General features: G+C 67.3%; 8 protein-coding genes and 2 rRNA genes. 7 read left to right on the top strand and 3 right to left on the bottom strand.

All coding sequences use genetic code 11. The features are described from left to right. The first annotated feature begins 145 nt into the window (after window positions 1–145). From D1J63_RS19590 to D1J63_RS19570, 5 genes are read left to right on the top strand one after another with little or no spacing between them, the layout of a single operon-like run. The gene (locus tag D1J63_RS19590; protein ID WP_125630337.1) at window positions 146–946 is read left to right on the top strand and encodes a hypothetical protein; all 801 of its coding nucleotides are present in this window, start codon (window positions 146–148) and stop codon (window positions 944–946) included. Continuing rightward, window positions 936–2,261, top strand: coding sequence for a hypothetical protein (locus D1J63_RS19585; RefSeq protein ID WP_206436776.1), 1,326 nt, complete (start codon window positions 936–938; stop codon window positions 2,259–2,261). The genes D1J63_RS19590 and D1J63_RS19585 overlap by 11 nt, the downstream gene beginning before the upstream one ends. Next, the gene (locus tag D1J63_RS19580; RefSeq protein ID WP_164712892.1) at window positions 2,258–3,817 is read left to right on the top strand and encodes an SCO6880 family protein; all 1,560 of its coding nucleotides are present in this window, start codon (window positions 2,258–2,260) and stop codon (window positions 3,815–3,817) included. The genes D1J63_RS19585 and D1J63_RS19580 overlap by 4 nt, the downstream gene beginning before the upstream one ends. Before the next feature lie 12 nt (window positions 3,818–3,829). Further along, window positions 3,830–5,245, top strand: coding sequence for an ATP-binding protein (locus tag D1J63_RS19575; protein ID WP_007388842.1), 1,416 nt, complete (start codon window positions 3,830–3,832; stop codon window positions 5,243–5,245). 43 nt (window positions 5,246–5,288) lie between these two features. Continuing rightward, entirely contained in the window at window positions 5,289–6,824 is a 1,536-nt protein-coding gene (locus D1J63_RS19570; protein ID WP_125630335.1) for a type IV secretory system conjugative DNA transfer family protein, read from the top strand. 16 nt (window positions 6,825–6,840) lie between these two features. Here the strand turns inward: D1J63_RS19570 and D1J63_RS19565 are convergent, their stop codons facing one another. After that, on the bottom strand, window positions 6,841–7,401 hold the full coding sequence (locus D1J63_RS19565; RefSeq protein ID WP_180988764.1) for a GNAT family N-acetyltransferase: 561 nt from the start codon (window positions 7,399–7,401) through the stop codon (window positions 6,841–6,843). Window positions 7,402–7,495: 94 nt separating this feature from the next. On the opposite strand from D1J63_RS19565, the gene D1J63_RS19560 reads away from it, so the two are divergent. Together D1J63_RS19560 and D1J63_RS19555 are read left to right on the top strand one after the other, a co-directional pair. Continuing rightward, window positions 7,496–8,785, top strand: coding sequence for a sensor histidine kinase (locus D1J63_RS19560; protein WP_197925229.1), 1,290 nt, complete (start codon window positions 7,496–7,498; stop codon window positions 8,783–8,785). Continuing rightward, window positions 8,782–9,471: a response regulator transcription factor gene (locus D1J63_RS19555; protein WP_125630330.1), complete on the top strand. Its 690-nt coding sequence runs from the start codon at window positions 8,782–8,784 to the stop codon at window positions 9,469–9,471. Before D1J63_RS19560 ends, D1J63_RS19555 begins: the two co-directional genes overlap by 4 nt. 57 nt (window positions 9,472–9,528) lie before the next feature. Here the strand turns inward: D1J63_RS19555 and rrf are convergent. Next, window positions 9,529–9,645, bottom strand: a 5S ribosomal RNA gene (rrf, locus tag D1J63_RS19550). Between the two features lie 84 nt (window positions 9,646–9,729). Then, a 23S ribosomal RNA gene (locus tag D1J63_RS19545) occupies window positions 9,730–12,852 on the bottom strand. Window positions 12,853–12,856: the final 4 nt, after the last annotated feature.

The following is a 12,856-nucleotide window of genomic DNA, read 5'->3' as shown; positions in this document are numbered from 1 at the left end:
CCCGCCCATCCCACCCGCCCGTCGTGCCAACCGGCTGAGGTTGCGTTTCCCTGATGTCGAGTCATAACACCGCGCCCGAGCGGGACCCAGCACGGCTACCGTCGTACGTACACGGCCGACCCGACGTCGAGGGGGCGTACGCGGCATGAGTCTCGGAGACGATCACCAGTCGTCCGGCGATTACGGCGGCACCGGCCAGACCCGACTCCGGCTCCCGGAGGAGGACGGCGCCCCCCGACGCGGCGGGCGCTCCTCCTCCCGGAGCCTGGTCACCGTGGTCGGCGTCGTCGTCCTGCTCATCGCGGCGATCGCCTTCGCGAACCGTGGAGGAGACGATTCCGCATCTGCGGAGGGTGGCGCCGGGGACAAGCCGAAGACGTCGGCGACAGCGCCCACGGGGACCCGCCCGGTGCAGTCGGGCTTCGCCCATGACGAGCAGGGGGCGCAGAGCGCGGCGGCGAACTATGCGGTGGCGCTGGGTTCTGACGGGATGTTCACCAAGTCCAAAAGAGACGCCATCCTCCGGTCCATCATCGTGCCCGACAGAGTGGCGGACTTTGAGACCACTCTGGACAGGGCATACAGCCCGGACTTCAACAAGGCTGTTGGCCTGAATCAGGACGGCTCGACGCCGAAGGGCTACACCTTCGTGTCTCGCACGAGTCCGATCGGCACCAAGGTCACCGAGAAGTCGGCCGACAGCACGACCGTCGAGGTCTGGTGCAGCGGGCTTCTCGGACTCGCTGGTCAGAACTCCACCGCCCCGGTCACGAGCAGCTGGTTCACCATCACCATGCAGCTTGCGTGGGTCAACGATGACTGGAAGATCGTGACGCACTCGCAGAAGGACGGCCCGGCACCGATTCCTGGTGACGACAAGGCATCCAGCGCGGACGAGATGGCCAAGGCCGTCAAGGAGTACGGAGGGTTCTCTTATGCCCGCTAACCGCCGCGTACTCCAACTGACCGGTGTCGTGGCAGCCGTGCAGACGGCAGCGTTCCTCTTCGCCACCCGTGCCTTCGCCGATCCCTCTCCAACGCCGAGCAACGACCCCTGCGACCTGATCCACGGCCCCGCCAAGGACTACTGCGAGCGAGGCGAAGGCGGGGGATCCGGTGGTGGGGGCGGGTCGGCCCCCGACACCCTTCCCTCCACGCTCGACCCCCTCTCCTCCCTCGCCAAGGGCTGTGCCGACGCCGCCGCCTGGACCGTCGACACGCTCAGCAACGCCGTGAAGAACACCGCCGACGTCGACTTCACGAACGGCACCTTCCTCAAGCAGTACGGCATCGTCTTCGCCGCGTCGACGATCCTCACCCTGGTCCTCTGGCTGCTGGCGGTGGCCAAGCGGGCCGTGCGCGGCGTCCCCTTCACCACCGCGCTCTCCGAGGCCGTCGGGTTCCTCTGGCTCACCGTGCTGGCGTCGGCCTTCACGCCGCTCATCCTGTACACGGTCGTATCGGCCACCGACGCCGTCACCGACGTCCTCGCCAAGGGCACCGGCGACCAGACGGACACGTTCTTCGGCACGTTCAGCGAGGCGCTGAAGCAGGGCAACGACATCGGCGGCGGCCCGATCATGCTGATCCTGGTGTCGTTCGTGTCGATCATCGCCGCCGGCGTGCTCTACCTGGAGCTGTACCTGCGCGCCGTCCTGCTCTACGTCGGCGCCCTGCTCGGCGTCGTCGTCTACGCCGGCCTGGTCGACAAGAACCTGTGGGGCCACGTCCGCCGCTGGGCGGGCATCATGATCGCCGTGATCATGGTGAAGCCCGTGATCGTCATCGTGCTCGGCCTCGCCGGCGCGCTGACCACGTCCGAGGGGCCGGACTCCGTCGCCGCCATCGTCTCCGGCCTCGCCATCATCCTGCTCGCGATCTTCGCCTCGGCGATGATCTACCGCTTCGTCCCCGGCTTCGGCGACGAGATCGCCAACGGCCGCAACAACCGCATCATGCAGGGCGCCGAGGGCAAGGCCGCCGCCGTGATCAGCTCCCCGGCGAACCTCGTCGCCCAGGGCATCAGAACCCACAGCAGCCGCAACAACGGCGACGGCGGCGGACAGTCCTCGTCCTCCGCGGCCGCCCGCCCCTCGAACCCCGCCTCCGGCGGAGTCGCCGCGCACAGCTCGCGCCCCTCGAACGGCGGCGGCGGAAATGTCCCCTCCGCCGCACCCGCACCGCGCTCCGGCAGCCCGGTGAACACACCGCACGCAAGCAACACCCGCAACAGCAAGAGCACAGGAGGTGACGGGCGTTGACGACCGAGTCCCACATGTCCCATACGGTCACGCCCCGCCGTACGTATCTGATCGGCCGCGCCCGGCCGAACGCGATCGTCGGCCGCAACCGCGAGACCGGTGAGATCGCGCTGATCGTCGCGGGCGCGTTCCTCGGCATGATGTGCGGGCTCCTCGTCCCCGTCCTGTCCCTGCGCATCGTGCTGCTCGTCGGCTTCCCGATGCTCGCGCTGGCGGCGGTCTACGTGCCGTACAACCACCGCACGTTCTACCGGTGGTTCGAGATCAACCGCAGCTACAAGCGGACGCTCCGCAAGGGTACGACGTACCGTTCCGGCGCCATCGAGGCGGGCACGAGGATCGACGGCCGGGAGGTCGAGGTCGGGCCACCGCCCGGCATCGGCCGCATCTCCTGGCTGGCGGCGCCCTTCGGGCCGGACGAGATCGCCGTACTGCTGCACGCCGACCGCAAGACCGTGACGGCCGCCATCGAGATCGAGGGACCCGGCGTCGGCCTGCGCGACTCCGAGGACCAGGAAGCCCTCGTCGACCGGTTCGGCACCCTGCTCAAGCACGTGGCCAACGGCGACGGCTTCGTCACCCGCATCCAGATGCTCGCCCGCACCCTCCCGGCCGACCCGGACGCGCACGCCAAGGACGTCGCCCAGCGCGGCGACGACAGGTCACCGGCGTGGCTGCAGCAGTCGTACGACCAGCTCCAGTCGATGGTGTCCACCAGCAGCGAGCAGCACCGCGCCTACCTGATCGCCTGCATGCACTACAACCGCGAGCTGGCCGCCGAGGCGCACACCATGGCGCGCGCCGCCCGCCCGCACACCGGGCGCAAACTGGACCGGGACGCCGGACTCGCCGTCGTGATGGCGCGCGAGCTGACCGACATCTGCTCCCGCCTCCAGGAGGCCGACATCCGGGTGCGCCAGCCGCTCGGCCAGGGCCGGCTCGCCTCGCTGATCCACGCCATGTACGACCCGGACCACCCCATCGACCACATCCAGGCGATGACCAAGCGCAACGCCTGGCCGGCCGAGCTGGACGCCATGGAGCCCACCTACCTCCAGGCCAAGACCCGCGAGTCCGCCACCCGCGCCCCCTGGTGCCACGCCACCGCCTGGATCAAGGAGTGGCCGATGACCCCGGTGGGCGTCAACTTCCTGGCACCGCTCCTCGTCCACACCCCGGACGTGATCCGCACCGTCGCCGTGACGATGGACCTCGAACCCACCGAGGTCGCCATCGAGCGCATGCTGACCGAGAAGACGAACGACGACGCCGAGGCGTCCCGCGCCGCCAAGATGAACCGGACCGTGGACCCCCGCGACATCGCCGCCCACGGCCGCCTCGACCAGCGCGGCGAGGACCTCGCCAGCGGTGCGGCCGGCGTCAACCTCGTCGGCTACATCACCGTGTCCTCCCGTACCCCCGAGGCCCTGGCCCGCGACAAGCGGACGATAAGGGCGTCGGCCGGAAAGTCGTACCTGAAACTGGAGTGGTGCGACCGTGAGCACCATCGCGCCTTCGTGAACACTCTTCCGTTCGCCACCGGCATCCGAAGGTAGGGGCTGAGCCTGATGCGGGACCCGCTGACCGTCCTCACCGACGCCTTCACGTCCTTCCTGTTCGGGAAGGTGGAGACGACCCGCCTCCCCGTCCGCACGTCCACCGGCCAGGCCCAGGCGGTCTACCTGCCGACGGCCGCGCCCGGCCTCGGCGACTCCGGCGTGATCATCGGCCGCGAGGTCTACTCCGGCAAGGGCTACATCTACGACCCCTTCCAGCTCTACGGCCAGCAGCTCCCCGCCCCGCACTGGCTGGTGCTGGGCGAGTCCGGCAACGGCAAGTCGGCCCTGGAGAAGACGTACGTCCTGCGCCAGCTCCGCTTCCGCGACCGCCAGGTCGTCGTCCTGGACGCCCAGGGCGAGGACGGCGTCGGCGAGTGGAACCTCATCGCCGAGGAGCTGGGCATAACGCCCATCCGCCTCGACCCGATGGCCGCCCTCGACCACGGCATCCGCCTCAACCCCCTCGACCCCGCGATCACGACGACGGGCCAGCTGGCGCTGCTGAGGACGATCATCGAGGTGGCGATGGGCCACGGCCTCGACGAACGCTCGGGCTTCGCGCTCAAGGTCGCGCACGCCTACGTCAACGAGACCATCGTCGAACGCCAGCCGGTCCTCACCGACATCGTCGAGCGGCTCCGCCACCCCGAGCCGGAGTCGGCCGAGGCGATGAACGTCGCCATAGACGACGTACGGGCCTGGGGCCTGGACGTGGCGCTGGTCCTGGACCGCCTCGTCGACGGCGACCTGCGCGGCATGTTCGACGGCCCGACGACCGTCGGCATCGACCTCGACGCGCCACTCATCGTCTTCGACCTCTCCCACATCGACCGCAACTCCATCGCGATGCCGATCCTCATGGCCATCGTGGGCGTCTGGCTGGAGCACACCTGGATCCGCCCCGACCGGAAGAAGCGCATCTTCCTGGTCGAGGAGGCCTGGCACATCATCAACAGCCCGTTCGTGGCGCAGCTGTTCCAGCGGCTGCTGAAGTTCGGGCGCCGGCTGGGTCTGTCGTTCGTGGCGGTGGTCCACCATCTGTCCGACGTCGTGGACGGCGCGGCGGCCAGAGAGGCCGCGGCCATCCTCAAGATGGCCTCCACCCGCACCATCTACGCCCAGAAGGCCGACGAGGCACGCGCGACCGGACGCGTCCTCGGCCTGCCCCGCTGGGCGGTGGAGATCATCCCCTCCCTCACCCCCGGCATCGCGGTGTGGGACGTCAACGGCAACGTCCAGGTGGTCAAACACCTGATCACCGAGACCGAACGCCCGTTGGTCTTCACCGACCGCGCGATGACCGAGTCCTCCACCGACCACCTGACCGACGACGCCCTGCGCGCCGCCGAGCTGGAGGCGGAGGAGCGGGCCGCGGCGTTCATGGAGCAGCACATCGGCGACTCGTCGGAATCGACGGTGGCGTAGGACGACGGTGGCGTAGGACCAGAAACGGAGAGGCACCGGACGCATGAGACCGGACGACCGCCGCGATCAGCGGCCGGCCCAGGGCGGCATCCCCGACGGCCTGCTGATCGGCGTACTGGCCTTCCTCCTCGGCATGACCCTGCTGGTGTGGACGGCGACGGGCCTGTCCGCCCTGTTCGCCCACGGCTCCTGGCCCGACGGCATCGGCTTCACCGACACCCCGTCGGCCATGCGCCACCTGATCGCCGAGCCCCACGACATCCCCGGCGCCTGGCCGGACGCCCCCGAGGCAGCGCTCTCCGGTTACGGGCTGTTCTGGGGCCTGTTCATCGGCCAGCTGATGGTGCTGGTGGTACTCACGGTGTTCGTGATGGGCACGGTGGCCCGGTGGCGCGCGGTACGGCAGCGGAGGCGCGAGTCGCCGGCACCGGCACCGGCACCGACGGCGCAGGAGCAGCCGGTCGAGGAGCCCCGCGTCCGTGAAGCACCGGTACACGAGGTACGGGTGAGCGAGGTACCGGCAAGCGAGGTACCGGTGCACGAGGTGCCCACCCCGAGGGCGCCGCACCAAGCCCCGGCTCCGGAACCCGAGCCCGAGCCCCTGGCCTCCGTGCCCCACGGCAAACGGGTGAGCGGATGGGAGCCCCACCGCGCCGAAGGCGGGGTGCACTACGGCCCGAGGGACAGCCGCCACGAAACCGCAACCGGCGCCCTGCGGGACGCGGAGGGCGCCGCCCTCGTCATCACCTCCAACCCCGCCCTCTGGTCGGAGACCAAGGACGCCCGCGCCAAACTCGGCCCCACCCACCTCTACGACCCGAACCACCTCTGCGACACCCCCGCCCGCTTCCACTGGTCCCCCACCGCGGGCTGCGAGGACAAGGCGACGGCCACCGCGAGAGCCACCGCCCTCCTCGCACCGGTCCGCCCCACCGCCCGCCTCGACCAGGCGCTCGGCGACACGGCCGAACTCCTGCTGCGCAGCTACCTGCACGCCGCCGCCATCGACGGCCGCACCGTCCGCCACGTCCACCGCTGGTCCCAGGGCCTCCAGGTCCAGGACGCCGTCCGCATCCTGCGCACCCACCCCAAGGCCGCCCCCGGCGCCGCGGGCGAACTCGAAGGCTCCCTCACCGCCCACCCCGAACGCCGGGACATGGCCCAGCAGCTGACGGCCCGTGCCCTGGCCGCCCTCTCCACGGTAAACATCCGCGAGGCCTGCACTCCCAACCGAAGTGATGCCCTCGCCTTGGATTCCTTCGTCCACGAACAGGGAACCCTTTACGTGGTGGGGGAATCCATTGAGGACCCCCGGACGAGCCCGGGCGCGATGCCGCTGCTGACGGCGCTCGTCTCCAGCGTGGTCGAGCGCGGCCGGCGCATGGCCGAACGGTCATCCTCCGGTCGCCTCGACCCACCAATGACCCTCGTCCTGGACGACGTGGCCGCGGTGGCCCCGCTCCCCCAGCTCCCGGAACTGCTCGCCACCGGCACGGACCTCGGCATGCCGACCCTGGCCCTGCTCCGCTCCCGCGAACAGGGCCGGGCCCGCTGGCCCCACGACGAGCTCCCCGTCTGACCGGAGCGCGGCGCCGTCAGCGCTCGAGCACGTACTCCAGCTCGTAGTCACCGGGCCCGCCCACCAGCGGCACCGTCCGCCCGCTCGGCACGAACCCCGCCTTGCGGTACGCCCCCTGCGCCCGCTCGTTGTCCGGGTGCACGATGAGCCGCATCCGCTCCATGCCGTTGGCCCACGCCCACTCGAGACCGGCGTCGAACAGCGCCTTGGTCAGCCCGCTCCCCCGCCACTCGGCCCGCACGAACACCCCGACGACGTGCCCCTGCCGCCGCTCCACCGGAAACCCGGCCCAGTCCGTCGTCCCGGCCTCCTCCACGACCACCGTCAGCGTGCCGAGCCACAGCCCACCGGGCCCCTCGGCCACGATCTGCCGGGCCCCACCGGACCCCTCGGCACCCCAGGCCGCCCGCTCCTGCCAGTAGGAGTCCGGACGCGGGGCGGCATCGTCGTACGTCTCCAGATACGCGAGGTCCGCGACCGGATCCCGCAGCGCACGCAGGCGCAGCTCCTTCACCGCGGGCCACTCGTCGGCGCGTATGGAGCGGATCACGTAGTCACCGGGGACCGAGGCACTCATGCCGGCCACCGTAATACCCGGGTACTACGCCCCTCACCTCATATACGGCCTCCGGAACGACGCCTCCCGGCCCCGTACCCCCGACCATGGTCGGATGGACCACGTGGACGCCGCCCGGCCCGCACCGGAGGACCGAGTCGCCGAACCCCTCACCGAGTACATCCAGCGCTTCACCCGGCGAGTCCGAGACTTCGACCGCCGCCGTCCACTCGTGTGGGACCTGCACCTGACCGGATTCTGGCTGACGGCCGCCCTCATCGACCTCAGCGCCTACCTCAACGGCGGCCGGCGCTACGTCGCCCACGACCTGGACGTTCCCAGCGGACTGCTGCTCGCCCTGAGCCTGGGCTTCACGGTCCCGCTCCTGTGGCGCCGCTCCCACCCGGCGGCGGTACTGCTCACCATGACCCCGGTCGCCCTCCTCAACGCCTGGAGCGGCGCCATCCTCCAGGCCGCCATGCTCCAGCTGCTCGTCGTCTTCCACATCGCCCTGCGCCTGTCCCTGCGCACCCTCTCCTGGGCCGCCCTCCTCGTCCTCACCCCGGTCGCCGTCTCGGCCATCCGATACGGCGACCAGCCCACCTGGGAGCAGCAGATCGGGGCCCAGCTGATGGCCGTCGCGGTGGCGGCGCTCATCGGCATCACGGTCCGCACCCGCCGCAACTACACCGACGCCCTGGAGGACCGCGCCCACCGCCTGGAGACGGAACGCCACCAGCAGGTCCGGCTCGCCGCCGCGGCCGAACGCGCCCGCATAGCACGGGAAATGCACGACATCATCGGCCACAACCTCTCCGTCATCACCGGTCTCGCCGACGGCGGCCGCTACGCCGCCGCCAAGTCCCCCGACCGCGCCGCGCAGGCCCTCGACGCCATCAGCACCACCAGCCGCCAGGCCCTCGGCGAACTCCGCCGCCTCCTGGACGTCCTGCGCGACGACGCCCAGGACGGCACCCCCACGGCTCCCGAACTGGCTCCCCAGCCGGCCCTCACCGACCTCGACCGCCTCCTCGACGGCGTCCGCCGGGCCGGGCTGCCCGTCCGCAAGACGGTCAAGGGCGAGCCCACACTCCCCGAGGGCCGCCAGCTCACCCTCTACCGCGTCATCCAGGAAGCCCTCACCAACACCCTCAAGCACGCCGGCCCCGACGCCACCGCCGACATCGACCTCTCCTACGGGGCGGGCGGCGCCGTCACCCTCACCGTCACCGACACGGGCCGGGCGGCCCCGCCTCCGCCCCCAGGCCACACCGGAGGCCGCGGCCTGCCCGGCATGCGTGAACGAACGTCCCTGTACGGGGGCACACTTGAGGCCGGCCCACGCCCGGCCCCCGAACGGGGCTGGCGCGTCCATCTGCACCTACCGGAGGAATCCCCGCAGTGACCACCGTCCTCATCGCCGACGACCAGCCCCTCCAGCGCTTCGGCTTCCGGATGCTCCTGGAGAGCCAGGACGACATGACGGTCGTGGGGGAAGCAGCCGACGGCGCCGACGCGGCCCGGCTGACGACCGAACTCCACCCCGACGTCGTCCTCATGGACGTCCGCATGCCCGGCCTGGACGGTATCGAGGCGACCCGCCGCATCGTCGCCGGCGGGGGCCGCTCCCGTGTCCTCATCCTCACGACCTTCGACCTCGACGAGTACGCCTACTCCGGCCTGCGCGCCGGTGCGTCCGGCTTCCTCGTCAAGGACGCCCAGCCGGAGGAGCTTCTCTCCGGCATCCGCGCGGTGGCCACGGGCGACGCGGTGGTCGCCCCGAGCCTCACCCGCCGCCTGCTCGACGCCTACGTCCACCATCTGCCGGCCACCTCGGGACCGGCCGGATCCACCGGCTCTCCGGCGTCTTCGCCGGATCCCCGCCTGACCCCGCTCACCGAACGCGAGACCGAGATCCTGCGCGTCATGGGCCAGGGCTGGACCAACTCGGAGATAGCCGAGCGCTTCCACCTGGCCGAGTCGACGGTCAAAACCCACGTGGGCCGCATCCTCGCCAAGACGGGTTCGAGGGACCGCGTCCAGGCTGTCATCCTGGCCTACGAAACGAAACTGGTCGGCCAGGAACAGTAGGCCGTAAACGCAGAAAGCCCCGCACCGTTCCCGGTGCGGGGCTTCCTCGCAATAATTGTTCGGCGGCGTCCTACTCTCCCACAGGGTCCCCCCTGCAGTACCATCGGCGCTGTAAGGCTTAGCTTCCGGGTTCGAAATGTAACCGGGCGTTTCCCCTACGCTATGACCACCGAAACACTATGAAACACTCAACCGCACCACGCTGTGGACGTGGGGTTGTTCGTGGTTTCAGAACCAACACAGTGGACGCGAGCAACTGAGGACAAGCCCTCGGCCTATTAGTACCGGTCACCTCCACACCTCACGGTGCTTCCAGATCCGGCCTATCAACCCAGTCGTCTACTGGGAGCCTTACCCCATCAAGTGGGTGGGAGTCCTCATCTCGAAGCAGGCTTCCCGCTTAGATGCTTTCAGCGGTTATCCCTCCCGAACGTAGCCAACCAGCCATGCCCTTGGCAGAACAACTGGCACACCAGAGGTTCGTCCGTCCCGGTCCTCTCGTACTAGGGACAGCCCTTCTCAAGACTCCTACGCGCACAGCGGATAGGGACCGAACTGTCTCACGACGTTCTAAACCCAGCTCGCGTACCGCTTTAATGGGCGAACAGCCCAACCCTTGGGACCGACTCCAGCCCCAGGATGCGACGAGCCGACATCGAGGTGCCAAACCATCCCGTCGATATGGACTCTTGGGGAAGATCAGCCTGTTATCCCCGGGGTACCTTTTATCCGTTGAGCGACGGCGCTTCCACAAGCCACCGCCGGATCACTAGTCCCGACTTTCGTCCCTGCTCGACCCGTCGGTCTCACAGTCAAGCTCCCTTGTGCACTTACACTCAACACCTGATTGCCAACCAGGCTGAGGGAACCTTTGGGCGCCTCCGTTACTCTTTAGGAGGCAACCGCCCCAGTTAAACTACCCATCAGACACTGTCCCTGATCCGGATCACGGACCCAGGTTAGACATCCAGCACGACCAGACTGGTATTTCAACGACGACTCCACCCACACTGGCGTGCGAGCTTCACAGTCTCCCAGCTATCCTACACAAGCCGAACCGAACACCAATATCAAACTGTAGTAAAGGTCCCGGGGTCTTTCCGTCCTGCTGCGCGAAACGAGCATCTTTACTCGTAGTGCAATTTCACCGGGCCTATGGTTGAGACAGTCGAGAAGTCGTTACGCCATTCGTGCAGGTCGGAACTTACCCGACAAGGAATTTCGCTACCTTAGGATGGTTATAGTTACCACCGCCGTTTACTGGCGCTTAAGTTCTCAGCTTCGCCTGGACGAATCCAAGCTAACCGGTCCCCTTAACGTTCCAGCACCGGGCAGGCGTCAGTCCGTATACATCGCCTTACGGCTTCGCACGGACCTGTGTTTTTAGTAAACAGTCGCTTCTCGCTGGTCTCTGCGGCCACCCCCAGCTCAGAGTGCAAGACTCGTCACCAGGTGTGGCCCCCCTTCTCCCGAAGTTACGGGGGCATTTTGCCGAGTTCCTTAACCATAGTTCACCCGAACGCCTCGGTATTCTCTACCTGACCACCTGAGTCGGTTTAGGGTACGGGCCGCCATGAAACTCGCTAGAGGCTTTTCTCGACAGCATAGGATCATCCACTTCACCACAATCGGCTCGGCATCAGGTCTCAGCCGTATGCAAGGCGGATTTACCTACCTTGCGGCCTACACCCTTACCCCGGGACAACCACCGCCCGGGATGGACTACCTTCCTGCGTCACCCCATCACTCACCTACTACAGGTCTGGTTCGTCGGCTCCACCACTCCCACTGACGGCAAAGCCGGCAGCAGGCGGTCTCACGGACTTAGCATCGCCTGGTTCGATGTTTGACGCTTCACAGCGGGTACCGGAATATCAACCGGTTATCCATCGACTACGCCTGTCGGCCTCGCCTTAGGTCCCGACTTACCCTGGGCAGATCAGCTTGACCCAGGAACCCTTAGTCAATCGGCGCAAACGTTTCTCACGTTTGTATCGCTACTCATGCCTGCATTCTCACTCGTCAACCGTCCACAACTACCTTCCGGTGCTGCTTCACCCGGCAGACGACGCTCCCCTACCCATCCATACAGGCGTTGGCCCTATTGTATGAATGACACGACTTCGGCGGTACGCTTGAGCCCCGCTACATTGTCGGCGCGGAATCACTAGACCAGTGAGCTATTACGCACTCTTTCAAGGGTGGCTGCTTCTAAGCCAACCTCCTGGTTGTCTGTGCGACTCCACATCCTTTCCCACTTAGCGTACGCTTAGGGGCCTTAGTCGATGCTCTGGGCTGTTTCCCTCTCGACCATGGAGCTTATCCCCCACAGTCTCACTGCCGCGCTCTCACTTACCGGCATTCGGAGTTTGGCTAAGGTCAGTAACCCGGTAGGGCCCATCGCCTATCCAGTGCTCTACCTCCGGCAAGAAACACACGACGCTGCACCTAAATGCATTTCGGGGAGAACCAGCTATCACGGAGTTTGATTGGCCTTTCACCCCTAACCACAGGTCATCCCCCAGGTTTTCAACCCTGGTGGGTTCGGTCCTCCACGACCTCTTACAGCCGCTTCAACCTGCCCATGGCTAGATCACTCCGCTTCGGGTCTTGAGCGTGCTACTGAATCGCCCTGTTCGGACTCGCTTTCGCTACGGCTTCCCCACCCGGGTTAACCTCGCAACACACCGCAAACTCGCAGGCTCATTCTTCAAAAGGCACGCAGTCACGAGATACGTGCAAGCACGTATCCGACGCTCCCACGGCTTGTAGGCACACGGTTTCAGGTACTATTTCACTCCGCTCCCGCGGTACTTTTCACCATTCCCTCACGGTACTATCCGCTATCGGTCACCAGGGAATATTTAGGCTTAGCGGGTGGTCCCGCCAGATTCACACGGGATTTCTCGGGCCCCGTGCTACTTGGGTGTCTCACAAGCAAGCCGCTGACATTTCGACTACGGGGGTCTTACCCTCTACGCCGGACCTTTCGCATGTCCTTCGCCTACATCAACGGTTTCTGACTCGCCCTGTTGCCGGCAGACAACAGAAGTGAGATCCCACAACCCCGCACACGCAACCCCTGCCGGGTCTCACACGTGAACGGTTTAGCCTCATCCGGTTTCGCTCGCCACTACTCCCGGAATCACGGTTGTTTTCTCTTCCTGCGGGTACTGAGATGTTTCACTTCCCCGCGTTCCCTCCACACTGCCTATGTGTTCAGCAGCGGGTGACAGCCCATGACGACTGCCGGGTTTCCCCATTCGGACACCCCCGGATCAAAGCCTGGTTGACGACTCCCCGGGGCCTATCGTGGCCTCCCACGTCCTTCATCGGTTCCTGGTGCCAAGGCATCCACCGTGCGCCCTTAAAAACTTGGCCACAG

The organism is Streptomyces sp. KPB2 (genome assembly GCF_003950055.1).
Taxonomy (GTDB): domain Bacteria; phylum Actinomycetota; class Actinomycetes; order Streptomycetales; family Streptomycetaceae; genus Streptomyces; species Streptomyces salinarius.
Note: the sequence above shows the minus strand (reverse complement) of the source record. Positions and strands in the feature narration are given on the sequence as shown.

What these genes read in the sequence shown, in the direction of transcription:
- D1J63_RS19575 (WP_007388842.1), top strand. Translation starts at nt 3,830, where the DNA reads ATGCGGGACCCGCTGACCGTCCTCACCGACGCCTTCACGTCCTTCCTG.
- D1J63_RS19560 (WP_197925229.1), top strand. Translation starts at nt 7,496, where the DNA reads ATGGACCACGTGGACGCCGCCCGGCCCGCACCGGAGGACCGAGTCGCC.
- D1J63_RS19585 (WP_206436776.1), top strand. Translation starts at nt 936, where the DNA reads ATGCCCGCTAACCGCCGCGTACTCCAACTGACCGGTGTCGTGGCAGCC.
- D1J63_RS19570 (WP_125630335.1), top strand. Translation starts at nt 5,289, where the DNA reads ATGAGACCGGACGACCGCCGCGATCAGCGGCCGGCCCAGGGCGGCATC.
- D1J63_RS19565 (WP_180988764.1), bottom strand. Translation starts at nt 7,401, where the DNA reads ATGAGTGCCTCGGTCCCCGGTGACTACGTGATCCGCTCCATACGCGCC.
- D1J63_RS19590 (WP_125630337.1), top strand. Translation starts at nt 146, where the DNA reads ATGAGTCTCGGAGACGATCACCAGTCGTCCGGCGATTACGGCGGCACC.